Source organism: Pseudomonas sp. SIMBA_067 (assembly GCF_046534675.1).
GTDB classification, from domain to species: Bacteria; Pseudomonadota; Gammaproteobacteria; order Pseudomonadales; family Pseudomonadaceae; genus Aquipseudomonas; species Aquipseudomonas putida.
The window spans coordinates 1-241 of the sequence record NZ_JAWRYH010001209.1 but is presented as its reverse complement, the minus strand read 5'-3'; the positions used below and the strand labels follow the sequence as shown (position 1 = coordinate 241).

At 58.9% G+C, this 241-nt stretch carries 1 protein-coding gene; it reads right to left on the bottom strand.

The window, feature by feature from the left end; genetic code table 11:
• Positions 1–5: 5 nt before the first annotated feature.
• Positions 6–241: hypothetical protein (locus tag SB765_RS33130; RefSeq protein ID WP_410932962.1), on the bottom strand; the 236-nt coding region annotated here is incomplete at its 5' end.

The window sequence follows — 241 nt, the reverse complement described above, 5'->3', positions numbered from 1 at the left end:
CTCCCTCAGTGCAGAGGAGCGGCCCGCGCAGCGGCAATGCGCGCCTGCGCGAGCTTAAAGGCATCGCCTTCCCAAACATCCACCTGGCTGCCGTCTGCTAGATATTGTTGAAGGAAGTCCTTCGCGAAGCTCCATGGGTGGTAGAGCCCGCCTGCTTCGCTCGCTTTCGCGCTGTTGATGAACCAGAGGTCAAGGATTGCAACGTCGATGGTCTCGGACAAATGAAGCGCCTTCCTTGTAC